The 24,221-nt window shown below is 73.8% G+C and carries 18 protein-coding genes; 13 read left to right on the plus strand and 5 right to left on the minus strand.

The genetic code is table 11. From position 1 onward, the window contains the following. Nucleotides 1–92: 92 nt before the first annotated feature. From NX801_RS29210 to NX801_RS30885, 4 genes are all read right to left on the minus strand, one after another. A complete protein-coding gene (locus tag NX801_RS29210; RefSeq protein ID WP_258790972.1) occupies nt 93–1,262 on the minus strand; it encodes an amidohydrolase family protein in 1,170 nt (389 codons plus the stop codon). A gap of 4 nt (nt 1,263–1,266) precedes the next feature. Then, nucleotides 1,267–2,634, minus strand: coding sequence for an LLM class flavin-dependent oxidoreductase (locus tag NX801_RS29215; RefSeq protein WP_258790973.1), 1,368 nt, complete (start codon nt 2,632–2,634; stop codon nt 1,267–1,269). Beyond that, nucleotides 2,631–3,863 (minus strand): LLM class flavin-dependent oxidoreductase, encoded by a 1,233-nt coding sequence (locus tag NX801_RS29220; RefSeq protein WP_258790974.1) that lies wholly within the window; start codon nt 3,861–3,863, stop codon nt 2,631–2,633. The genes NX801_RS29215 and NX801_RS29220 overlap by 4 nt, the downstream gene beginning before the upstream one ends. 242 nt (nt 3,864–4,105) lie before the next feature. Further along, on the minus strand, nt 4,106–5,293 hold the full coding sequence (locus NX801_RS30885) for a transposase domain-containing protein (protein WP_309505928.1): 1,188 nt from the start codon (nt 5,291–5,293) through the stop codon (nt 4,106–4,108). 429 nt (nt 5,294–5,722) lie between these two features. On the opposite strand from NX801_RS30885, the gene NX801_RS29230 reads away from it, so the two are divergent. The 13 genes from NX801_RS29230 (at nt 5,723) to NX801_RS29290 (ending at nt 22,937) form a co-directional block, all read left to right on the plus strand. After that, nucleotides 5,723–6,631, plus strand: coding sequence for a carbohydrate kinase family protein (locus NX801_RS29230; protein ID WP_258790975.1), 909 nt, complete (start codon nt 5,723–5,725; stop codon nt 6,629–6,631). A 210-nt stretch (nt 6,632–6,841) separates the two neighbouring features. Continuing rightward, nucleotides 6,842–8,074 carry a Rieske 2Fe-2S domain-containing protein gene (locus NX801_RS29235; protein ID WP_258790976.1) on the plus strand — a complete coding sequence of 411 codons (1,233 nt, stop codon included), beginning with the start codon at nt 6,842–6,844 and terminating at the stop codon, nt 8,072–8,074. Between the two features lie 539 nt (nt 8,075–8,613). Beyond that, the gene (locus tag NX801_RS29240; protein ID WP_258790977.1) at nt 8,614–9,876 is read left to right on the plus strand and encodes an ATP-grasp domain-containing protein; all 1,263 of its coding nucleotides are present in this window, start codon (nt 8,614–8,616) and stop codon (nt 9,874–9,876) included. Between the two features lie 76 nt (nt 9,877–9,952). Next, a complete protein-coding gene (locus NX801_RS29245) occupies nt 9,953–11,326 on the plus strand; it encodes a saccharopine dehydrogenase family protein (RefSeq protein ID WP_258790978.1) in 1,374 nt (457 codons plus the stop codon). Between the two features lie 11 nt (nt 11,327–11,337). After that, complete coding sequence (locus NX801_RS29250; RefSeq protein ID WP_258790979.1) at nt 11,338–12,669, plus strand: lysine N(6)-hydroxylase/L-ornithine N(5)-oxygenase family protein; 1,332 nt, start codon at nt 11,338–11,340, stop codon at nt 12,667–12,669. 219 nt (nt 12,670–12,888) lie between these two features. Next, on the plus strand, nt 12,889–14,982 hold the full coding sequence (locus tag NX801_RS29255; protein WP_258790980.1) for a class I tRNA ligase family protein: 2,094 nt from the start codon (nt 12,889–12,891) through the stop codon (nt 14,980–14,982). 226 nt (nt 14,983–15,208) lie between these two features. Further along, nucleotides 15,209–16,480, plus strand: coding sequence for an aspartate aminotransferase family protein (locus tag NX801_RS29260; RefSeq protein WP_258790981.1), 1,272 nt, complete (start codon nt 15,209–15,211; stop codon nt 16,478–16,480). Nucleotides 16,481–16,488: 8 nt separating this feature from the next. Beyond that, nucleotides 16,489–17,181 (plus strand): sigma-70 family RNA polymerase sigma factor, encoded by a 693-nt coding sequence (locus tag NX801_RS29265; protein WP_258790982.1) that lies wholly within the window; start codon nt 16,489–16,491, stop codon nt 17,179–17,181. 204 nt (nt 17,182–17,385) lie between these two features. Then, a complete protein-coding gene (locus tag NX801_RS29270) occupies nt 17,386–18,387 on the plus strand; it encodes an NAD(P)-dependent oxidoreductase (protein ID WP_258790983.1) in 1,002 nt (333 codons plus the stop codon). Between the two features lie 128 nt (nt 18,388–18,515). Then, complete coding sequence (locus NX801_RS29275) at nt 18,516–19,715, plus strand: MFS transporter (protein ID WP_258790984.1); 1,200 nt, start codon at nt 18,516–18,518, stop codon at nt 19,713–19,715. Between the two features lie 118 nt (nt 19,716–19,833). Continuing rightward, a complete protein-coding gene (locus NX801_RS29280) occupies nt 19,834–21,219 on the plus strand; it encodes an adenylosuccinate synthase (RefSeq protein ID WP_258790987.1) in 1,386 nt (461 codons plus the stop codon). A gap of 1 nt (nt 21,220) precedes the next feature. Beyond that, a complete protein-coding gene (locus NX801_RS29285) occupies nt 21,221–21,796 on the plus strand; it encodes a hypothetical protein (RefSeq protein WP_258790985.1) in 576 nt (191 codons plus the stop codon). Nucleotides 21,797–22,079: 283 nt separating this feature from the next. Next, nucleotides 22,080–22,937 (plus strand): DUF817 domain-containing protein, encoded by an 858-nt coding sequence (locus tag NX801_RS29290; protein ID WP_258790988.1) that lies wholly within the window; start codon nt 22,080–22,082, stop codon nt 22,935–22,937. A 37-nt stretch (nt 22,938–22,974) separates the two neighbouring features. Here NX801_RS29290 and NX801_RS29295 read toward each other — a convergent pair whose 3' ends face one another. Further along, a complete protein-coding gene (locus NX801_RS29295; protein WP_258790986.1) occupies nt 22,975–23,805 on the minus strand; it encodes an aldo/keto reductase in 831 nt (276 codons plus the stop codon). Nucleotides 23,806–24,221: the final 416 nt, after the last annotated feature.

Here is a 24,221-nt window from a genome sequence, read left to right on the forward strand (position 1 = left end):
ATTCGCATGCCGTACGCGCCCGCCCGGCGCGGGCCGTCGCACACCCCGGGCTGCCCCGGCTGCCCGGTAGCCGTCGCCGGAGCGCCGCCCCGTTACCCGGTCAGGGTGGCCGGGCGGCGGGCGCGGGGGGTGTTGCGGCTGGCCAGGAAGCGGGGGACGCCCTCCGTGACCACCGCCGAGATGCCCGGCATGTCCCCGAGCGCCATGGCCTCCAGCGCCGTACCGGCCACCGACCCCAGGGGCGCGTCCAGCACCAGCAGATCGGCCTCGTCGCCCGCCCGCAGCCGGCCGGCCGGAAGTCCCCACACCCGGGTGACATTTCCGGTGGCCAGCGCCCAGGCCCGGGCCGGCTCCAGCGGGGCGAGCGCGGAGAGCTCCACCAGCGTCTTCAGCACGGCCAGCGGCATCACCCCGAACCCGGACGGGGTGTCGGAGCCGACCACCAGCCGCTCCGGGGCGCCCGCCGCCAGGGTCCGGTCCACGATCCGCAGCGCCGCCCGGAGGTTGCCCGCCTGGACCAGCTGGAGGGCCATCCCGCTCTCCGCGAGCAGCCGGTCCACATCCGCGTCGGGCAGGGCGGTGGGCCCGCCGTTGGCATGACCGCAGACGGTCGGATCGAGGGCCAGCAGGTCGCCGGCGCGCAGCGAGGCGGAGCCGGCCGCGCTGGCCCCGCCCGCGTGGCACATCACCACCAGTCCGTGCTCCCGGGCCCAGCGGATCTGTTCCACACCGTCCAGCGCCTTCTCGTACGCGCCGAAGCCGAACTTGGCCAGCCACACCCCGCACTCCGCGAGGTATCCGAAGTCCTCCCGGGTCAGGCTCGGTTCGAGCAGCACATTGCCCGCGTGCACCCGCATCCCGCCGGGCCGGAAGCGGTCGAAGCTGGCCCGGGCGGCGACGGCGAGCGCCTTCACGCCCTCCCGGTCGCGCGGCCGGCCCGGCACATGCACCTCGCCCGCCGAGATGGTCCGGGTGATCCCGCCGTGCACATACCCCTCCAGGTAGTCCACGGCCTTCTGGCGCGGCGAGTAGTCCCCGAAGGTGACATGTCCGTGCGAGTCGATGAGCCCGGGTGCCACGGTGGCGCCGGCGGCGTCCAGCACCCGGTCGGCCGCGGCCACTTCCGCCGCCAGCGCCTCGGCGCGTCCGACCGCGGTGATCAGTCCGCCGGCGCAGAGCACCGTGTCCGCGTCCTCGATCAGCGGGTGCGCGAAGTCGCCGGAGACCAACGTCCCCGCCCCCACGACGGCCAGTGTGCCCACGGGTTCACCCGTCCTTTCGCGAGGAGCGCGGCGGCACCGGCAGGCCCAGATGGTCGCGGAGGGTGCGGCCGGTGTACTCCTCGCGGTGGAGCCCGCGCCGCTGGAGCTCCGGCACCACCAGCTCGGTGAAGGCGGTGACCGCCCCGGGGACGTACGCCGGGTAGATGTTGAAGCCGTCGGCGGCCCCGCCCTCGAACCACTCCTGGATCATGTCCGCCACCTCCACCGGGTTGCCGACCACGGTGTGGGAGAGCTCCGAGGGGGTGGCGTGCACCAGGTCGCCGTAGGTGATCGGGCGTGGCCCGCCGGGTGTCCGCCGGGTCAGCCGGGTGATCTCGGCCAGCCGCCGGGCACCGTCCTCGGAGACCCCGGCCAGCACTCCGGCCGGTACCGGGGCGGCCAGGTCGGTGCCGGTGAGGTCCAGGCCGAAGACCTCGCCCGCCGACGAGCGGTTGCGCTTGTGTCCCTCCCCGATGCCGCCCTTGCGCACGAGTTCGCCCGGCTTCCGCTCGGGATCGAGCACCAGCAGCGAGTTGAGGAGGTCGTAACGGGCCACCGCCTCCTCGGTGGTGGGCGCCACGACCGGGGTGAGGCCGGGCAGGATGGTGATCCGGTCGGCCCGGCCGTAGCGGGCGGCACGGGCCTTGATGTCGGCGTAGTACTCCTGGCGCAGCGCGAAGGTCGGCTGCGGACCGGCGAAGACGATGTCGGCCTCCCGGGCACTGAGTTCGCGCGACTGGTCCGAGGTGCCCGCGTTGAACAGCACCACCTGGCCCTGGGGCGGCCGGTCCACGTCCAGCGGTCCGTCCACCGAGAAGTACCGGCCCCGGTGGCCGATCGGCCGGGCGGCGCCCTCGGGCCCGGCCCCGCTGTCCCAGAGGTCCCGGACGACCTGGAGGCACTCCTCCGCCCAGGCGTACCGCTTGGCGGTCTCCCAGTGCTCCTCCCGGCCGAAGTTGTAGGCCGCCGCCGCGTCGGCGCCGGTGACCAGGTTCCAGGCCGCCCGGCCCGCGCTGACCTGGTCGAGCGAGGCCAGCAGCCGGGCGATGGTGTACGGGTCGGAGTAGGTCGGGTTGGCGGTGACCACCACCCCGGTCCGGGTGGTGGCGGCGGCGATCGCGGTGGCCGTGGCGTACGGTTCGAGGCGGGAGATCTGGGCCGGGTTGCTGTGCTGGAGGGCGGGGTCGCTCGCCAGCCGGTCCCCGAGGAACACGAAGTCCATCTTCGCCCGCTCGGCCTCCCGGCTGATCTCCAGGATGAGTTCGATGTCGTACGCGGCGTCCGCCCGGGCGTCGGGGTGGCGCCAGCCGGCGGCGTGGGTGCCGGTGGCCCAGAACATCAGCCCGAGATGGAGTTCCCGCCGGTCGGTCATGCGCTCAGCCCCTTCTCCCGGCCCGAGGTGTGCGGCCGGCCCGTGGGGTGCGGGGCCGCGCCATGATCGCCGGCCGGATCCCCGGCGGCCTGTCCGCCGGTCTGTTCACCGGTCCGCCCACGGTCCCGTCCGCCGGTCTGTCCGCCGTCCCTTTCGCCGCCCTGTCGGCCGGCCGCTCCGGTGAGTCGTTCCGCCAGCCGGTTGGCGGGCCGGGCGAGCCCGAAGTGGTCGCGCAGCGTGGTGGCCGAAGGTGCGGGGCCGGACCGGCCGGCCGGGCGCAGCCGGGGGAGTACGGCGGCGGTGAACTCTCCGATCGCCGCCGGGGACGGGAAGCGGAAGACGAAGCCGTCCACCGCCCCCCGCTCGTACCAGGCCCTCAGGCGCTCCGCGATTCCCCCGGCGTCCCCCACCAGCACGGCGCGGTCCCGGTCGGAGCGCGGGGCGCCGGACCGGGCGTGCAGGTCGCGGGCGGCCGCCTCCGTGCCGGCCAGGAAGGGGGTCACCACCCCGAGCCGGGGCCGGCCGCCCGCCTCCGCCGACGTGACCGGGACATCGGGGTCCCCGGTGGTCAGCACGTCCGCCGCGTCCGCCACCAGGGGATCGGCGGCGTCCGCGAAACACACCGGGTGTCCCTGGGGCGGCCGGACGACATTGAGCGGGCCGCGCACCCGGAGCGCCGGGCCCCGGTGGTCCAGTACGTGGATGCCGTGGGCGTCGATGAACCGGCCGGTGGACTTGTCGTGGACGAAGGCGTCGTCCTCCCAGGTGTCCCAGAGGTCCCGGACCAGCGGCACGTACTCCCGGGCCCGTGCCTCCCGGCCGGTGGCCGGATCGACGCCCTCGCGGCGGTGGTTGGCGTCGGCGGCCGGGTCGGGCCCGGTCACCACCCGCCAGCCGGCCCGGCCGTGGCTGATGTGGTCCACCGAGGCGATCATCCGGGCCAGGTCGTACGGTTCCGTGTAGGCGGTGGTGGCGGTCACGACCAGTCCGACACGGGTGGTGCGAACGGCCAGCAGGGAGGCGGCGATCAGGGCGGCCGGCGCGGCGGAGCCGACCGGCGCGCCGAAGCCGCCGGGGGCCGGGTTCGCGGCCGGGCGGTCGGCCAGGACCAGATGGCCGACCCCCGCGGCCTCGGCCGCCGCGGCCGTCTCCAGCAGGAAGCGGGTGGGATCGGGGAGACCCGTCCCGGGTAGTTCGTACCCCACGAGGGGGCCGGGGCCTCCGGTCATGGATGCCGTCCGGGCCGGTGTGCGAGGACGTGACAACTCAACGAGTGCCTCCGGTGATTGACGGGCGGGTCGGGCGGAGCGGCCTCGGTGGAGTGGTGGGGGTGCGGTCACCGCGAGGGAGGCGGCGGGGGACCGCGTGACGGCTCGACGCCGAAGGGGCGCGGGGGCGCCCGGGTTCCGGGGCCCGTGGCGGTGGCGGAACCCGTGCCGTGAGGCCCGTGCCGGCAGAACTGGTGGGGAAGCTAACACGATCTTGGGGGGCCCACAAGCGGTCCGGACCACTTCGGTCCCGGGCGGCGGGGCGGCGCCACCGTCCCTTGTCCGGGCGGCCGTTCGAGCTCCTGGGTGTCCGCGAGCATGTCACGGACGGCGTGATGGACGAGGAACATCGCCCAGATCTCCTGCTCCACCAGGTCCGGCCCCCGGGAGCGCAGCATGTCGGCCCCCGGCAGCCCGCCCGGCACGATGTCCTCCAGCAGATCGGCCGGACCCCACCGGTCGTGATGGGCCAGGCGCAACTGCTCGGCGGCGGCCTCCTCCGGGCCGAGCAGCGTGGTGACCAGCCGGTCCGCGCCACCCGGCCGGTTCGGGGCCACCGGGACGACCCGCACCCGCAGGGGCGCGGCACCCGACGGGCCGTGCGGTTCGCTCAGCCGGGAGAGGTAACTCCCGTCGGGCAGTGCCGAGTCCACCGGCAGGGACCACTCCGGCCCGGCCCGCCAGAGCAGTTCGGCCGGGGTCGCGGAGGCCTGCCGCCAGAGATCCACCGAGAGGGTGTCCAGCCGGCCCAGGAGCAGGGTGCCGGAGCCCAGGGAGGTCAGCGAGGGCAGCAGATCGAGGGCGAGCGCCGGGGCGCCCAGGGGGAGGGTGCCCACGGCCGCGTCGATCACCTGGCGGGTGCCGCAGTGGGCCAGCGTGGCCACCAGAGCCCTGGGCGTCCGCCCCCGGCCCGGCACCGGCGCCGTACCGAAGTGCCGCCGGTTGGCGGGGGTGTCGGGCACGGAGAGGGCGAGGGTGTCGAGCGCCACCGTCCGGCGGCGGCCCGGCGTCGGCTCCGGGACGCTCCGCCGTGCGACCTCCTGGAAGAGCAGCCGCAGCGGGACCGGGCCCAGCCGCCGGCGGGCCTGGGCGAGCGCGGAGGGCGTGGGTGTCCGCCGGTCGCGGGCCCAGGCGTGCTTCCGGGCGAGCCCGCGCAGCAGCCGCCGCATCACCTCCTCGTGGCCGTACGCGGGGTACAGCCACATCGCCAGTGCGTGATAGACCATCGTGCGGGCCGGCAGGGCCCGGACGCGCTGCTCGGTGCGGCCCGCGGCGGCCACCATCTCGTCCACCAGGGCGGGCGGATAGGCCCAGGTCAGCGTGCCGGTGATCAGCCGGTCCGCCAGTCGGCCGGACTCCTCCTGGACGGTGGCCCCGGCGCGCGTCGTCACCGATTCGCTCCGTCGCGCCCGTTGCGGTGCCACTCTCCGGTGGTGTCCGATGCGGGGACGCGCCGGCCGCCCGGCGTGCCTGCCGGGGACCGCCGGAGCCTGCTGGGCAAGGACTCGGGACCGGGTCCGGGCGGCCCGGGTGCCGGCCGCCCCGCGCTCCGCCGGCCGCGCCCGGGGACGACTCCGGCTCCGGCCCCGTCGAAGAGACCGAAGAGACCGAAGAGACCGAAGAGATCCAAGTACTCCACGGGATCCAAGAGACCGCAGGGAAGGGTGAGTTCCATCAAGCACATCTCGCATTCCCCCGAAGCACTACCGTCCGCCGCGCTCCCGCCGGAAGCGCCCCCACCCGGGGCGCCCGCGCCCGGAACGCTTCCCCCGCCTTCCCCCGGTGTGTCTCCGCCCTCCGGGGTGTCTCTCTCCTCCGGGATGTCTTCGTCCTCCGGCCCGGGCGGCAGGCCGGTGCTGGTCGGCACCGTCACCCTCGACTTCCTGCACAAGGGCCCGCTCGGCCGGGGCGAGGAACCCGCCACCGTGCGCTGGGGCGGGGTGACCAACAACGCGGCCTGCGCGCTGGGTGCGCGCGGGGCCCGCCCCGCGCTGGTGACGGTGGAGTACGCGGGCGAACTGGGGCCGGCGGTGAGCGGCCATCTGTCGGGCAACGGTGTCGACTGGGTGCGGCTGTCCGCGCGGGCTCCGCTGCCAGTCTTCCACGCCGAACTGGTCGAGGGGTCCGTAGCCGGCAAGAGGTTTCTCGGAGAGCGGGCACTCGGCCTGATCACACCCGAACTGTTGTCCCAATCCAGGACGTTGTTCCAGGACGCGGCGGTGCTGGCCGCCGGATCGGACAATCACGCCCCCGCGCTGGCCTGGCTGGCCGGCACCGCCCGCTCCCTCGGGGTGCCGTTCTGGCTGCTGTCCGCCGACCCCAATGAGGTGGACAAGCTGCGGCCCGGGGGCGCCGGAGCCGATCTGGTCGCCCTCAACCAGCGGGAACTCTCCCTCTGGGCGGGGCGGCACCTGGACGGGCCGGACGAACTCGTCGCCACCGCCCGACGGTTGCCGGGGCCGGGCGGGCACTGCCTGGTGACCCTGGGCGAGGCGGGCTCGCTGCTGGTGCCGGCCGACGGGGGCGAGCCGGTGCACCAGCCGGCCGCGTCGGCGGGCGAGGAGGTGCTCACGGTGGGCGCCGGCGATGTGCTCTTCGGCTGTCTGCTCGCCGGCCGGCTGGCGGGCCTGGACTGGGCCCCCGCCCTGAAGGAGGCGACCGCGCTGACCAGCCGGTTTCTGGCGGTGACGGACGACGCGCCGCACCCCTACGCGGCCCTGCGCTCCTGACCGTACCGCCCGGTCCACGGCGGGCCGGGCCGGAACTGTCACACCGGGACGGCCTGAATCGTCTTCAAGAGTGGTCGTACGCCGCCGGAGGCCGGTGGAGCCGGTGGAGCCGGTGGAGCCGGTGGAGCCGGTGGAGCCGGTGGATACCGGGGCGCGGTACGGCCGCACGGCGGCGACAGATGCCCCACAGGTCGAGACGGAGGCCGGGAAGTGACCACGCGGAAGGTGAACGAGACCCTGACCCAGGTGGGCCCGGGCACCCCCATGGGGCAGTTGCTGCGCGAGTACTGGCTGCCCGTCATGCGGTCGGAACGGCTGGCGGAGCGGGGCGGCGCACCCGTCCCGGTCGAGCTGCTGGGCGAGAAGTATGTGCTCTTCCGGGGCGACGACGGCTCGGTCGGCTGCTTCGCCGAGGCGTGCCCGCACCGGGGCGCCTCGCTGGCGCTCGCCCGCAACGAGGACTGCTCGCTGCGCTGCGTCTACCACGGCTGGAAGTTCCATGTCTCGGGCACGGTGCTGGAGACCCCCTCGGAGCCCGAGGAGGACGGACCCCGGTTCGCCGACCGGGTGAAGCTGCCGCACCACCCGGTGGTGGAGGCCGGCGGGATCGTCTGGGTCTGGCTCGGCGGCACCGGCCGCAAACCCGGCCCCTTCCCGGAGTTCCCGTTCACCAAGGTCCCGGCCGAGAACGTCTTCGCCACCATCGCCCTGGTGGACTGCAACTGGCTGCAGGGTGTGGAGGCGGACATCGACTCCGCCCATGTCTCGCTGCTCCACGAGACCGAGGCCCGCAACGGCCCGCTGAAGGACCTGCTGGACGACACCGCCCCGCGCGACGAGATCGACCCCCGGCCGTACGGCCTGCGGTTCGCCGCCGTGCGCTCGCTCTCCTCGGGGGACACCCTGGCCCGGGTGAAGCCGTTCGCGATGCCCTGGTACACCGTGGTGCCCGAACTCCCCAACGGCGACCGGCTCTGGCACGCCTGGGTGCCGGTGGACGACCACCGGACGATCATGTGGTACCTGTGGTGGAACGACGAACAGCCCGTCGATCCCGGGTACTTCAGCACCCAGTTCGGGCTCGATCTGGACACCCTCAACCCGGACAACATCCGCGAGGGCTACACCCGGGAGAATGGCTGGGGCCAGGACCGGGCCGCGATGCGGGCCGGCACCAGCTTCTCCGGCATCCGGGGCCTGGTCCTCCAGGACGTGGCGGTGCAGGAGAGCATGGGCCCGATCGTCGACCGGACCAGGGAGAACCCGGGCAAGAGCGACCGGGGCATCGTCCGTGTCCGGCGCTTCCTGCTGGACGCCCTCAAGACCCATGCCGCCGGGGGAGTCGCGGCCGGGCTCGGGGACGACGCCGACTACGGCGCCGTGCGCTCGGCCGTCGTGGTGGCGCCCCGGGGCACGGACTGGCGCGCCGCCGCCCCCGCGTAGCCGCCGCGCCCCCTCCCGTACCGCTGTCGGAGCGCCCGCCGGCCGGTCGCCTGTTCGTCCGGTCTTCCGTCGGCTCCGTGATCTTCTGCTTTCCCGGCTCCTCTCTGACTTTGCCCTCGCCTCCGCCCCTGCCTTCCTGCGCTTCCCGTGGAAATTCCGAGGTCCGGCTCCTTTCCTCGTCCGCCTCCGGCAGTACGCCGCCCGATCGGCCGGCGGGACGCCTCGCCGTTCCCGTCCGCCCCCGGGCGGCTTTTCCATGCCCGGCGCAAGGGTGCCGCCGTCCTGCGGGATCGTGGAATCGGTGAAGTTAACCGGTCCGTTCCGGTGGCGAATCCGCGGTTCGTTGTCCCGTAGTTTTCCGATCAAGACCGAAACCCCGGCAGCCGAACCGGATCCGATGGGTTTCGGTCACGCCTAACTTGATTGGCGAATATCCGTCCCGCATTCCCTTCCCAACCCTCCGGGGCTGTGCTTGGATGGCACTCGTTTGGCGCCAGGGGGGACTCCATCTGCACGTACGACGTCCGCGGAGGAAGTTCGTGACGGAACGGCATGTGCTCTTCGTAAATCTGCGGCGCATCAAGCGGGAGGGGCTCGAATCACTCCTCGCCGCCCGGCGCCTCGGCCACCGGGTGATCCTGCTCGGCCGGTCCCTTCCCGAATTCGCCAGGCCGCTCGTCCATGAGTTCCGGCAGGTGGACACGTACGACCGGGATGCCTCGATCGCGGCCGCCCGAGAAATTCATGTCGAGTACAACCTGATCGGTGTCGCCAATTTCACCGAGGTCGATGTGCAGCTCGTCGCCGCCATCGCCGCCGATCTGGGGCTCCCGGGAATGCCGGCGGTCGCCGCCCTCCGGGCGCGCAACAAGTATGTGATGAAGGACGCCCTCCGGCACCTTGAGGGCGTGCTGCCCCGATTCGCCCGGGTCACCGACCTGGCGGAATTGCGAGCCGCCGTCGAAGAAGTCGGACTGCCGGCTGTCGTCAAGCCCACCGGCGCGTCCGGTTCGAAAGGGATCTTCGAGTTGCGCTCCCCGGCGGACCTGGACGTGGCGATGGCGGAGCTCACCCGGATCGCCCGCCCGGATTTCGACCCGGTGTTCCGCCAGTTCGGCGCCGAGTTCATCGTCGAAGAGTTTCTGGAGGGCGACGAACTCAGCGTGGAGGGCTTCGTCTCCGGTGGTGAGGTCCATATCGTGACCCTCACCGACAAGGTCACCAGCGTTCCGTTCCATCTGGAGCTGGAGCACAAGGTGCCCAGCGCCCTGCCCGCCGGGGCCTGGGCCGAGATCGGCGCCACCACCAAGGACATCGTCGGCGCCCTGGCCTTCGACAACTGTGCCTTCCACCTGGAGGCCAAGTGGGGCGAACGGGGCCTGCGCTTCATCGAGATCGCCGGACGCCCGGCCGGCGACTACATCGCCTCCCATCTGGTTCCGGCGGCCACCGGGGTCGACTACTTCGAGAATGTCGTACGGGTGGCCACCGGGGAACCCCTCCGGCTGGAGCACGACCGGCGGCTGGAGGCCGGGCTGCGGTTCGTCCTGGCCGACCGGCCCGGCCGGTTCGAGGGGCTTCACGGGCTCGCCGGGCTCGGAGAGGATCCGGGCTTCGACCATGTCTTCACCGAGGTTCCGGTCGGTACCGAAGTGGCCCTGCCACCGGAGAATTTCGGCCAGCAGCGGGTGGCCGCCGTCATCGCCCGGCACACCGGCCGGCCGGGGCTCGACGCGCTCCTCGGCCGGGTCACCGACGAGATCACGGCCGGCTTGGCCCCCGCCGCCGGCCCGGCCGAATGACGCCCGGGAGGCACGACGACGGACGGACCGCTCCGGCGGGACCCGGCGGACCGGAGCTGCCGGAGGGGGCGGCCCCGTGCGGGTGACCCTCGTCGGCTGCGGCCAGATGGGCCGGGCCGCCGCCCACGCACTGGCCGGTGACCCGGGGACGGCGGAACTCCGGCTGCTGGACCGGGACCCGGCCCGGGCCGGCGCACTGCGCGACTGGCTGCGGGACCACCCGGGCGGGCCCGGCCGGGCCGCCGGGATCCGGGTGGTGACCGACCTGGAAACGGCCCTGGCCGGCAGCGACGTGGTGGCGGCGGCCATGCCCTGGGCGCCGACCCGGACGACCCTGGCGGCGGCCGCCCGGGCCGGTGTCCCGGTCGCCTCCGTCACCCGGCCGCCCACCGCGGAACTCGCCGAACTCGCCGCCGCCATGGAAGAGTCGGGCGGTACGGCCCTGCTGCCGTTCGGTCTGGAGCCGGGGCTGACGGAGCTGCTCGCGGTCCACCTGGCCCGGCGGCTCGACCGGGTGCGCACACTGGACATCGCCTGCGGCGGCATACCCAGCGAGCCGCGCGAACCGCTCGGCTACACCGCCTTCTTCGGCGGTGAGAACGACCACCATCTGCCGATCGCTCCGCGCGAGGCGCTCGCCCTGGACCACGGCCGGCCCGTCTCGCACCCGCGGTTCTCCGGGGTGGTCACCCGCGACTACCCGGGCATCGGCCCGCTGGAGGCGTACCACGACGGCATGACCCCCTGGCTCGGTGAACACCCCGCCCTCCGGGACGCCGACTGCACCCAGAAGACCCTGCGCCGGCCGGGCTTCGCCGGCACCGTCAACGGACTGGACCGGCTCGGGCTGCTGGCCGACCGGCCGGTGGAGGTGGACGGCGCCCGGGTGGTGCCCCGGCGGGTGGTCGAGCGGGTGCTCGCGCCCCGGGTGCGGGCCAGGCCGGGCGACCGGGACCTGGTGGTGCTGGATCTGGTCGCCCGCGGCGAACTGGCCGGCCGCCCGGCCGCCTTCCGCACCACGGTGCTGGACCGCGCCGACGAGCCGACCGGCCTCTCCGCCATGGCCAGGACCACCGGCTTCACCCTGGCCGAGGGCGCCCGGCTGCTCGCCGGGGGCGCCGTCACCGGTCCCGGCTGGCTCAAGCCGCACCTCGCCCTCCCGGAGGAGCTGACGGCCCGGGTGATGCGCTCGCTCACCGGTCGCGGAATCGGCTGGGAGCCGGCCCACGAGGTCACCGACGGGCCCGGACACCCCGGTGGGCCCGAGGACGCCGGTGGGCCCGGGGATCCTGGCGGGTCCGGAGCCCTCGACGGCCCAGGGGGCGCCGGTGGGCCCGGGGATCCCGCGCACCGGGCCGGTCCCGCCCACCGGACCTCCGCCCACCGGACCCCCGCGCACCGGGCCGCTCCCGCACCCGAGGCCACCGACGCCGAACGCCCCCACCAGTAACGGGAGCCCATATGAGTACACCCACCCGCACCTACGACCTGGTGGGCATCGGAATAGGCCCGTCCAATCTCAGCCTCGCCGCGCTGGCCTCGCGGGAACCCGGCCTGGACGCGGTGTTCCTCGACCGCAAGGCGGCCTTCGACTGGCACCCCGGCCTGATGCTGCCGGAGGCCGAGATGCAGGTCCACTTCCTCAAGGACCTGGTCACCCCGGTCGATCCCACCAACCCGCTCTCCTTCGCGGCCTTCCTGGTGGAGACCAAGCGGCTCTACCGGCTGCTGGTGACCGGCCGTTCCAAGGTGCCGCGCCGGGAGTTCGAGCAGTACTGCCGGTGGGCCGCCGAACGCCTGGACAATCTGCGCTTCGGCACGACCACCGAGACCGTCGAGTGGGACGGCTCCGCCTTCCGGGTGCAGACCACCGAGGGGGTGTACCGGTCCCGCAATGTGGTGACCGGCACCGGACTCACCGCCCGGCTGCCCCAGTGCGCCGCCGGCCAGGACCCGGAGACGGTCTTCCACGCCGAGCGGCTGCTGGGCGGCGAGCGGGACTTCGCGGGCCGGCGGGTGGCCGTCGTCGGCGGCGGCCAGAGCGGCGCGGAGGTGGTGCAGTATCTGCTCTCCCTCGGGGACCGGCGCCCCGCCCGGATCGTCTGGGGCACCCGGCGCGCCAATCTGCTGCCTCTGGACGACAGTCCGTTCGTGGACGAGCTCTTCCTGCCGGACTACAGCCGGTACTTCCACAGCCTGCCCGAGACCGAACGGGAGGAGGTGGTGGAACGGCTGCGGATGGCCAGCGACGGCATCTCGCTCTCCACCCTGCGAGCCGTCTACCGGCGCCTGTACGACCTGGAGTTGCTGGAGGGCGAGGAGCGTCCCTGCCGGGTCCTGCTCGACCAGCGCCTCACCGCGCTGGCCCCCGGCCCGGAGGGCGTGGTGACCACCTGGCAGCCGGCCCGGGGCGGTGGCCCGGTGCGCGAGACGGTGGACATGGTGGTGTGCGCCACCGGCTACGAGCACGGCATGCCCGATCTGCTGCTCGGGCTGAAGGACCGGCTCACCCTCCAGGACGGACAGCCGGTGGTGCGCTCCGACTTCAGCCTCGACTGGGACGGCCCGGCCGGCAACCGCGTCTATGTCCAGAACGCGGCGCGGCGGGAGTTCGGAGTGGCCGACCCCAATCTGTCCCTGCTGGCCTGGCGCAGCGCCGTCATCCTCAACAGCCTGCTCGGACAGGAGCGTTACGACACCGGGCCGGTCAGCACCGCCCTGGACTGGGCGCCCCTGAACCCCGGCGCCCCGGAGCCGCGCCGCCCCGGAGCCGTCACCGCCGGCCGGACCTGACCCGGATCCGGCCCGGACCTGACCCGGGACTCGATCCGGACCTGGCCCGGACCCGGCCCGGACCGGCGAGAGGCCGACCGCCCGGGACCGGGCGCCCCGGACCAACCAGGACTGCCCAGGACCGAGCGCCCCGGGCCGCCCGGGACCGACCGTTCAGGACGAGCCGTTCAGGACCGACCGACCGACCCGGAGCCCGACTTCCCGACGAGAGGAGCAGTGGTGCGTCCCCCGGCCGTCCGGCCGTACGGCGCCCCGCGTCCCGCCATGCACCTCATCCCCATCCCGCGCACCACCGCCGAACTCGACCTCCCGGGTTTCGTCCGCAGCGCCGAGCCCGACTGGGCCGAGGGCGACGGCCCGCTGCCCTTCAACCTCCGCCGGGTCACCCTCCGGCCCGGCGAGATCACGGCCCCGCACAACCATCACGACACCGAGGTCTGGGTGATCCTGGACGGCGAGGGCGAGGTGGTGTCCGACCGGAAGTCCGCGCCGGTACGGGGCGGTGACACGATCCGGCTGCCGCCGCTCTCCACCCACACCCTGCGCAATACCGCAGCCGACCGTCCGCTGACCTTCCTCACCACCTGGTGGGAGGACATGACGGCGCTCGACCGGGCCCACCGGCAGCGGGCCGGACACCCCGCCGGCGGCGGACGGCCGGTCCTGCTGCTGCCGTCCTTCCCCACCCCCAACGGCGAACTGCACCTGGGTCATCTGGTCGGCCCGTACCTCGGCGCCGACCTGGTACGGCGCGGTCTGGCGGCGCGCGGGACCGAGGCGCATCTGCTGCTGGGCACCGTCGGCCACCAGAGCCAGGTGGCCGCCGCCGCCCGCAAGGAGGGTCTCTCCTTCTACGAGCTGGCCGAGCGGAACACCGACGCCATCCAGGAGGCGCTGGCGGCGGCGGATGTGAAGTGGTCGGTCTTCGTACGCCCCTCCGCGCCGGAGTACCCCCGGGTGGCACGGGAGGTCTTCGAGGAACTGCGGGACCGGGGCGCGGTCGTGGCCAGAACCGTACCGGCCAACTACTGCGCTCCCTGCGGCACTTTCCTCTTCGAGGCGTTCGTCACCGGGGCCTGCCCGCACTGCGGCTCCCGGGACACGGCCGGCATCGAGTGCGAGGCGTGCGCACTGCCGTTCGCTGACGAGGAGCTGCGGGATCCCGGCTGTGCCCGCTGCGGAAGCCCGGCCGAACAACGGCAGTTGACCCGCTGGTATCTGCCGCTGGAACCGCTCAGGGAGCGGCTCACCGGCTGGCTGCGGACGGTCCGGATGAGCGCCCGGCTGCGCGCGTACACCGACCGTGTGCTGGCCGGTCCGCTGCCGGACCTGCCGGTGAGCACCGTCGCCCCGGACGGCATCCCGGTCCCGGCCGACCCGGCTGGTGCCACCGGCGGCCAGCGGCTGTACTCGGCCTTCGAGCTGGCGGCCCGCTTCCTCACCGCTCTGGACACGCTCGCCCGGGACCGGGGCGCGGCCGGCTGGCGGGAGTACGCGGCGGCGGAGAACCCGCGCACGGTGCTCTTCTTCGGTTTCGACAACGCCTTTCTGCGGACGATCGTCTTCCCGGCCGTGCTCGGGGCGTTCACCGACCGGGTGGCGCTCCCCGACACCATGATCTGCAACGAGTTCTACACACTCGGCGGCCAGAAGTTCTCCACCGGCCGGCTGCACGCCGTCTGGGGCCGTGAGGTGTTCCGGGAGGAGACCCGCGACCAGCTCCGGCTGTATCTCGCCGCCACCCGACCGGACGTCCGCCGCCGGGACTTCGACATCGCGGAGTACGCCGGGTTCGTCCGTACCGAACTCATCGACGGCTGGGAGAGCTGGCTGGCCTCGGTCGACGCCCGGCTGGCCAAGCACTTCGGCGGCACCGTTCCCGAGGCGGGCAGCTGGAACGCCGAGGCCGAGCGGTTCTACGGCCAGATCCGGGAGCTGCGCGAGCAGGTGCCGCGCGCGCTGGAGCCGGAGCGGTTCGACGCCCGGGGCGCGGCCGAGCTGCTGCGGCTCTTCGTCCGCCGGGCCCGCCGGTTCGCCGAGGCGTGCGAGGACGTGCTGGCCGCCGCGCCCGGCTCCGGGGATGCCCGTACCTGTGTGGCGCTGGAGCTGATGGCCGTACGCACCCTCTCCGAGGTGGCGGGCCCGCTGGCACCGGTGCTCGCCGCCCGGCTGGCCGGGCGGCTCGCCACCGGGGCCGGGTCCCCGGTGGCCGCCGGCGACCCGCCCGGGTGGGTGCCCGCCGGGACGCCGGTCACCCTCGCCGGACCGCACTTCACGGCGGACGTGGCGATCAGGACCGCCGCTGACCGCTGACAACTGACAACTGATCACTGACCGCTGACCTCGCGACCGGGGCCGCAGGCGCGGTGTGCGCCGGCCCGCCGGCCGGCCGAACCACTCGTCGGGCGGCTCGGCCCGGTCCCGGGGCCGGCCCGGCCGGACCCGGCCCGCCGGCCCGCAGCCCCCGCGACTTCGTTCGTCACCCCCGTTCACCCCTGTTCACCCCCGTTCATCACTCCCGTGAGCGAAAGGCCCCACCATGAACACCGAGAAGTCCGCCGCCCTCTACGCCCGTGCCGTCGAGGTCATGCCCGGCGGCAACAGCCGCACCGCCGTCTACAGTTCCCCCTATCCGGTCTACATCCGGTCCGGCAGCGGGGCCCGGGTGACCGACGCCGACGGGGTCGAGCGGCTCGACTTCCTCAACAACAGCACCACCCTGATCCACGGCCACGCCCACCCCGAGCTGGTGAAGGCGATCGCCGAGGCGGTCGGCCGGGGCACCAGCTTCGGCATGCCCACCCCGGTGGAGGTGGAGTACGCCGAGGCGCTCACCGCCCGCAACGAGACCTTCGAGCACGTCCGGTTCACCAGCTCGGGCACCGAGGCGGTGATGATGGCGATCCAGGCCGCCCGCGCCCACACCCGGCGCCCGAAGATCGCCAAGATCGCGGGCGCGTACCACGGCGCCTATGACGCGGTCGCGGTCAACAACGACGGCTCCGGCTCGTTGATCAGCCACGCGGTGACCGGCAACCCCGAGGGCGTCGTCGCCAACACCGTCGTCATCCCCTTCAACGACCCGGAGGGCGCGCTGGCGGTGCTCCGGGAACACGCCGCCGACCTGGCCTGTGTGCTGATCGACCCGGTGCCGTGGCGCATAGGTCTGGTGCCGGCCGACAAGGAGTACCTGGACGCGCTGCGCGCCTTCTGCGACGAGAGCGGCGCCGTGCTCATCTCGGACGAGGTCGGTTCGTACCGCGTCGGCTACCACGGCGCCTTGCGACTGCTCGGCGGCGAGGCGGATCTCACCGTGCTCGGCAAGGTCGTCGGCGGCGGCATGCCGATCGGCGCGGTCGCCGGCCGCCGGGAGGTGATGCGGGTCTTCGACCCGAGCCAGGGCGCCCCGGCGCTGCCGCACTCCGGCTCCTACAACGCCAACCCGGTCAGCATGGCCTCCGGAGTGGCCTCGCTCCGGCTGCTGACCCCGGAGGCCGTGGAACGGATCGGGGAGCTCGGGGAACGGCTCCGTACCGCGATGCGCGGCACCATCGAGGAGACCGGGCTCGACTGGCGGGTCAATGGCCTCGGCTCGCTCTTCCGGGTGCTGGCCACCAGCGCGCCCGAGGGGTACGCGAGCCCGGCGGCGGCGATGAAGCGGCTCTACTGGGTACTGCTGGACCACGGCGTCCACATCGGCGACAGCGGTCTGGGCTGTGTCTCCACACCGATGGGCGACGCGGAGGTCGAGGAGTTCGGCGCGGCCTTCGGCGCGAGTCTGCGGCAGGTGCTGGCCGAGGGCCGGGGCTGACCGGGCCCATGAGCGCGGCCACCCCCGCCCACGGCACCCCCGCTCACGGCACCCGCGGCCACGACCGCCGGCCCGTCCGGGGACTCGATCAGCTCGATCAGGACGAGTTCCAGCGCCGCAGGCCGAGCCTCCAGGCGCTGGCGTACCAGCGCGTCGGCTCGGCCGAGGAGGCCGAGGACATCATCTCGGAGGCCTGGCTGCGCTGGACCACCGCGCGCGACGTGCAGAACGTGGAGAACCACGGGGCCTTCCTCGCCACCGTGGTGAGCCATCTCTGCGCCGACTACTGGAAGTCCGCGCACACCCGGCGGGTCTCCTATGTCGGCACCCTGGTGCCGGAGGAGAATCTCGCCCCCGCCACGACGGCCGAGGAGCCGCTCCAGACCGTGGAGCGGACCGACGAACTCCGGCGCGGTGTCGCCTGGTTGCTGGAGCTGCTCGGACCGGCCGAGCGTGCCGTCCTGGTGCTGCGGCTCGCCTTCGAGTACAGCTACCGCGAGATCGCGGCCGTGCTGGGCATCAGCGAGGTCTACTGCCGCAAGCTGTACGGCAGGGCGCACGACCGGCTCGCCGAGGGCCGGCCCCGGTTCACCGCCGCGCGGGTGGAGCAGACGGAACTGACCCAGCGGCTGCTCGCCGCCAGCCGGGCCGGTGAACTCCGCCCTCTGGAAACCCTGTTGGCCGCCGGACTGGCCTCCTGACCCGGCCCCGCCGGCACCTGTCAGCGCACCTCCCGCCTCCACCGCACCTCCCACCCCCTCCGTCCGCCCCCTCCGTTCCGTCCGGGCCCTCCGTATCCGTCGCACGCCGGGCCCGACCGTACGCACCGGCGTCCGTCCCCCGGCCCCCGTCCTCTCGCCGTTCCTCGTCCCGTCTCCGTACGCACTTCAGGAAGCGACACGACCATGCGACCGAACGTCCTCCTCATCGGCCCGATGTACGCCGCCGAAGCCGAAGAACTGCTGGAGCGGCACGCCCATGTCCGGCGCGTCGACGACTCCGACCGGGCGGCGGTCCTCGCCGCCGTGGCCGACGCCCATGGCCTGGTGGCCCGCTATCCGGCCCGGGTCGACCGCGAACTGCTCGCCGCCGCACCGCATTTGCTCGCCGTGCTTTCCAGCGGCCGGGGGGTCGACAACATCGACATCGCGGCGGCCACCGAGGCGGGTGTGGTGGTCGCCAACAACCCCGGCCTGGGCGGCAAGCCGGTCTCCGAACACTTCTTCGGGCTGCTTCTCTCGCTCACCCGGAACCTCACCGCCGTGCACCGCCACGGCAACCGGGCCGCCTGGGAGAGCCGCCTCACCTCCCACCGGGTCGAGCTGACCGGCAAGACCCTGGGCATCGTCGGCCTCGGCAACGTCGGCGGCTGGACCGCCCGGCGCGCCCACGGCGGGTTCCTGATGCGGGTCCTGGCGTACGATCCCTACGTCCCGGCCGAGAAGATGGCCGAGGTCGGCGCCACCAAGGTCGAACGGCTCGAAGAGCTGCTCGCCGCCTCCGACTTCGTCACCGCCCACCCGGAGCTGAACGACGAGACGGAGCACATGTTCAGCGACAAGACCTTCGAACAGATGAAGCGGGGAGCCTACTTCGTGAACACCTCCCGGGGGCGGGTCGTCGACACCGACGCCCTGGTACGGGCGCTCCGCGCCGGCCGGCTGGCCGGCGCCGCGCTCGACGTCTACGAGGACGAGCCACTCGCCGACGACAGCCCGCTGCTGCAGTTCGACAATGTCGTGCTCAGCGCGCATGTCGCGGACTTCACCGTGGAGACCAAGCGGGCCCTGGCGATGAACGCCGCCACCCAGCTGGTGACCGCGCTCGACGGCACCCAGCCGCCGAGCGCGCTCAACCCGGACGTCTGGGGCCGGGTCGCCGAACGGAGGCGCGAACTCCTGTCCTGACCACCCCGGCTCCCGGGCGTCGCGGGCTTCCGGGGCCCGGCTCCCGGGCGTCGCGGCGGCACTCCGGCGTCCCGGCACCTCCGGGAGGGACCCCCGGGCCGGCCGAACCAACCCTCCGAGAAGGCGACATGATCAAGCGGTGGCGCGGCGTACTCTCCCATCCGTACGCCACGCGTCTGGTGCTGACCAATCTGGCGGTACGGGTCTCGGCGGGCGCCGTCGTCCTGTCCCTGGTCCTCTTCCTGGAGGACGCCCGGGGCTCCTTCGCCGCCGCCGGTGCCGTCGCGGGCGCGTACGGCATCGGTACGGCGCTGGGCTCCCCGCCGATCGGCCGGCTCATCGACCGCCACGGCCAGACCTGGACGCTGATCGGCAGCGCCCTGCTGCACGGGCTGGCCCTGCTGCTGGTGGTGGCGGTGCCCACCGCGCCGCTGGCCGTTCTCTCGGCCCTGGGCGCGGTGGCGGGGGCGGCCCGGCCGGCGGTGCCCGCCTGCGTACGGAGCCTGTGGATCGAGCTGCTGACGGACGAGGCCGACCGGCGCGCCTCCTACCGGCTGGAGAGCGTGGTCCTGGAGCTGGGCTTCATCCTGGGGCCGGTCTTCGCGGGCGGGCTGGTCGCCGTGCTGCCGGCCGCCTGGCCGGTGGTGAGTTCCGCGCTGATCGCGGTGGTGGCGACCCTGGTCTTCGCCGCCACCCCGCCGTCGCGCGCCTGGCGCGGCACCGGGCACGCCGAGCGGGGGCTGACCGGCCCGCTGCGGTCGCCGGCCCTGCTCTCGCTGCTCACCTCCCGGGCGGCCCTCGGGGTGACCATCGGCGCCGTCCAGGTCGGCGCGGCCGCCGCGGCCACCGCCGGCGGCCGGTCGGGGGTCTCGGGCGTCCTGCTGGGCGGCTTCGCGCTCGGCAGCCTGATCGGCGGCACCCTGCTGGTGGTGCCCCGCGACGCCCTCGCGCTGACCCGCTCCTATCTGGTCTTCTCACTCGCCATGGCGGCCGGTCTGGTGCCGCTGCTGATCCCGGCGCAACTCTGGGTGCTGGTCGCGCTGTTCGCGGTCGCCGGGCTCTCCATGGCCCCGCTCAACGCGGCGGCGTACGAGATCACCGATCTGACCGCGCCGCCCGGTACCGGCACCGAGGCCCGGATCTGGACCAGCACCGCGACGGCCGGCGGTACCGCCCTGGGCAGCGCGGCGGCCGGTCCGCTGGTGGACGCGGCGGTGCCCAGGACCGCCTTTCTGCTGGCGCTGGCCGGGGCGCTGCTCGCGGCCGTCATCGCCGTGGCCACCCGCTCCCTGCTGCGCGACCGGGTCGCCGGGACGCTCGTCCGCTGACGGCGGCTCCGCCGCCCGTACCGCTCGCAACGCCCGTACCGTTCAGATCTGTTCAGGCCTGTTCGGACCGATCGCATCGCCCGCGCATCACTCACACGGAGGAGTTCGTATCGTGCTCATGGCTGTCGTGGGCCTCAACTGGGGGGACGAGGGCAAGGGAAGGATGGTGGACAACCTGGCGGCCGGCGCCGACTATGTGGTCCGCTACCACGGCGGCGGCAACGCCGGCCACACCATTCACACCGACCGGGGCATGTTCAAGCTGCACAGCCTCCCCAGCAGTGTGCTGCGGCCGGGGGTGACCGGTGTCCTCGGCCCGGGGATGACCGTGGACGTCGAAGGGCTGCTCCAGGAGATCGACGCCCTCGCCGGCCAGGGCGTCGACACCGGGCGGCTGCTCGTCTCCGACCAGGCGTCGGTCTGCTTCCCCTTCCACCGGGACCTGGACGCGCTGGAGGAGGAACGCCTCTCGCACGGCAAGTACGGCTCCACCCGCAAGGGCATCTCACCCGCCTACGGCGACCGGGTCATGAAAAAGACCCTGCTGGTACGGGAGTTGTTCGACAAGGAGAGCCTGACCGAGCGGCTGGCCCCGGTGGTCGACTGGGCCAATGAGCGGCTCATCCGGGTCTACGGCGCCGACCCGCTGGTCCCCGCCGAGGTCGAGCGCTGGGCGGCCGGGGTCCGGGACCGGCTGGAGCCGTATGTCACCGACACCAGCCGGCTGCTGGCCGGGGCCCTCGAAGCGGGCGCCACCGTGCTGGCGGAGGGGCAGCTCGGCGCGCTGCGCGATCTGTACTTCGGCATCTATCCCTTCACCACCTCCTCCAACTGCCTGGCCGGTCACGCCCCGGTGGGCATCGGCGTGCCCTGGGCCCGGGTCGACCGGGTCGTCGGGGTCACCAAGGCGTTCGCCTCCTGTGTGGGCGCCGGTCCGTTCGTGACGGAGTACGACGAGGAGCGCGCCGACCGGCTGCGCCGTCAGTGGGGCGAGTACGGCTCCACCACCAACCGGCCCCGGCGGCTCGGCGCCTTCGACGCGGTGGCCACCCGTTACGGGGCCCGGGTCCAGGGCGCCGGCGAGATCGCCCTCACCAATCTGGACCAGCTCACCGGCACCGGCGAGCTCCCGGTGTGCACCGGTTACGAGCAGGAAGACGGCCTGGTGACCACCGAGTTCACCACCAGCCCGGCCGCGCTGGCCCGGATGCGGCCGGTCCACCGGACCTTCGCCGGCTGGGACGAGGACATCTCCGGGATCCGCCGGTACGACCGGCTGCCCGCCGCCGCCCGGGCCTATGTGGAGGGCATCGCGGACCTGGTGGGCGTACCGGTGCGGTATGTCTCGGTCGGCTCGCACCGCGACGCCCTGATCGAGGTCCCCGCCGGCGCCGGTGATGCCGGTGCCGGTGCTGCTGCCGGGAGGCCGGCCAGCGCCGACCCCGCCGCCGGAAACACCGGGAGTACCGCCGGCACCGGGACCGCCGCCACCGAGGGGAAGTGACATGCTCGCCGTACTCGCCGTGAGCGACAAGCGGAACATCGGGACCCTCGCCGCCGGACTCCTCCGGCTCGGCTGGGACGTGGTGGCCACCGAGGGCACCCAGCGACTGCTGGCCGGGGCCGGCCACTCCGTGGGCCGGGTCGCCGACCTGGCCGGCGCGCCCACCCTGCTGGGGGGCAGGGTCAAGACGCTCACCCTGTCGGTGATGGGCGGCATCCTGGCCCGCGACACCCCGTCCGACCTGGCGGAGATCGCCGCGTACGACATCACCCGGATCGACCTGGTCTGCTGCAACTACTACCTGCTGCCGGAGGCCGAGCCGGACCTCGACTTCGCGGCCTTCCGCGAGAAGATCGACGTCGGCGGCCCGGCGATGCTGCGCGGGGCCGCGAAGAACTGCGAGCATGTCGTCCCGCTCAGCGACCCCGACGACTACGCCGAAATCCTGGAGCTCCTCGAACGCGGCGGGGGCGCCCCCGCCGCCGTACCGCCGGCCCGCCGGCTCGCGCTGGCGGAGAAGGCGTTCGCGATCAGCGCCGCCTACGACGAGTCGGTCCGCGCCCTCTTCCGCGCGTAACCGCCCGCCGTCCGGCCTGCCGGGCCGCTGACCGCCTGCCGTCCCGCCGGCCGGGCCGCCGACCGTCCGTGCCGCTGACCGCCTGCCGCCCCGTCGTCCGCCGCCCAGGCCGCTGACGCCCGTCGTCCGGCCGTCCGGTCCGGGCCGACGGCTGCCTGCCATCCGGCTGCCGCGCCGCTGAGGGCCCGGCGGCACGGCAGGCCCGGCCGTCCGGTCCCGGCCCGGGGCCGGTGCGCGTCCCGCCGCAACCATGTCCGGCGGGACGCACGTCTCCACGGACACCATGTACCTCATACCGCCCGCGCCTCCCGCCGGCCCCGCGCCCTCGCCGTTCCGCCAGCTGCTCGACTTCGCCGCGACCCAGACCCGGGCCTGCGCCTACGCCATCGCGCTGCTCGCGGGCGTCGCCGTCTCCCAGGCGCTGCCCCGGCTGCCGGTCGCCCGCTACGACCTGCTGGTGGTGTACGGGGTGCTGCTCACCCTGCTCTTCTGGCGGCGCGGCTGGGAGAGCGGGCGGGATCTCGCGGTCATCGCCGTCTGCCATGTGATCGGGCTCGCCTTCGAGCTGGTGAAGGTCGCCCTCGGTTCCTGGAGCTATCCCGAGCCGGCGCTGCTCAAGTTCGCCGGGGTGCCGCTCTACGGGGGCTTTCTCTACGCCGCCGTGGGCAGCTATGTCTGCCGCGCCTGGCGTCTCTTCGACCTGGGGCTGACGCGCTACCGGCCCCGGCTGACGGCGGCCGTCGCGGCGGCGGTCTACCTGAACTTCTTCACCCACCACTGGCTGCCCGACGCCCGGTGGCCGCTGGCCGCGCTGCTGCTGGCGGTCACCGCCGGGACCTGGGTGCACTACACCGTGCGGGGCGTGCGGCGCCGGATGCCGCTGGCGCTGTCCTTCGCGCTGATCGGGTTCTTCCTCTGGGTGGCGGAGAACCTCGCCACCTATCTGGGTGCCTGGCGCTACCCCCACCAGCTGGACGGCTGGGAGCCGGTCGGCTGGCAGAAGTTCGGTGCCTGGGCGCTGCTGATCAGCGTCACCTTCGTCCTCGTCCAGGCCGGCCGGCGCACGCCGGCGCCGGCCCCGCGGCCCCCGGCCGGAGAGCCGGAAGCCGCCGCCCGGGCCGAGCCCCCGCCCCGGCCCTGATTCCTGCGGCCGGGGCCGGGGCCGGATGCTCGCCCGCTCAGAACTCCTCGTGCTCCTCCGGGTCGCCGCCCACCCGGCGGTGCGGCCGGTCCGCGACGGCGGCCATCTCGTCGGCGGTGAGCTCGAAGCCGTAGACGTCCAGGTTCTGCCGCTGCCGCTCCGGGCTGCCCGACTTGGCGATGGGCAGGGCGCCGAGCTGGGTGTGCCAGCGGAGCACCACCTGTGCGGGGGTGACACCGTGGGCCCGGGCGATCTCGCCGAGGGCCGGATCGTCCAGCAGTGTGGTGCCGCGCCCCAGCGGGCTCCAGCTCTCCGTGACGATCCCCTTCTTCGTGTGGTACGCGCGCAGCTCCTCCTGCGGGAAGAAGGGGTGCAGCTCGATCTGGTTGATCGCGGGCAGCACCCCCGTCTCCTCCTCCAGGCGCTCGATGTGGGCGGGAGTGAAGTTCGAGACCCCGATCGAACGGACCAGCCCGTCCCCGCGGAGCTTGATCATCGCCCGCCAGGAGTCCAGGTACTTGTCCACCCTCGGCAGCGGCCAGTGGATGAGGTAGAGGTCCACATACTCCAGCCCCAGCCGGCGCCGGGACTCCTCGAAGGAGGCCAGGGTCTCCTCGTAGCCGTGGTGCCGGCCCGGCAGCTTGGTCGTGACCACCACCTGCTCCCGGGGCACCCCGCTGCTCTTCACGCCCCGCCCGACACCGGTCTCGTTGCCGTAGTTGACGGCCGAGTCCACCAGCCGGTAGCCGGACTCAAGCGCCCCGCGTACGGCCCGCTCGGCCTCGGTGTCGTCCATCGGATAGGTGCCCAGGCCCAGGGCGGGGATCGTGCTGCCGTCGTTGAGGGTATGGATCGGAGTGCTGGTCACGGCCGGTCTCTCTCCTTCGTCTCGAAGCTCGTCGGGCCCCGTGTCCCGGATTCCGGGGTCCGGGTCGTGTGCCCGGGTGTCCCGTATCGCCTTCCCCTGTTTCCCCTGTTTCTTTCGCTTCCCTCTGTACCGCTCTGCTCGGGTTTTCTCACATCCGTCCGGGAAACCTCAGCCCCGGGCGCACGAGGGAAGGGCCCGGGGAACGGGAAAGGGCCGGTGGCCGGCGCTGTGCGCGCTCCGGCCACCGGCCCTTCCGCCGTGCGGTGCCGTTCCTGCTCCTGCTCCTGTTACTTCACCGGCTCCGGAGCCGGTGCCGCGGCACTCCCACTGCTGCCGCTTCCGCCGTCACTGTCGTTCCCGTTCGTGCCCGAGTCCCTGGCCTCGTCGTCCTTGCCCTCGCCCGCGTCCTCGTTCTC

The organism is Streptomyces pyxinae (assembly GCF_024756275.1).
Classification (GTDB): domain Bacteria; phylum Actinomycetota; class Actinomycetes; order Streptomycetales; family Streptomycetaceae; genus Streptomyces; species Streptomyces pyxinae.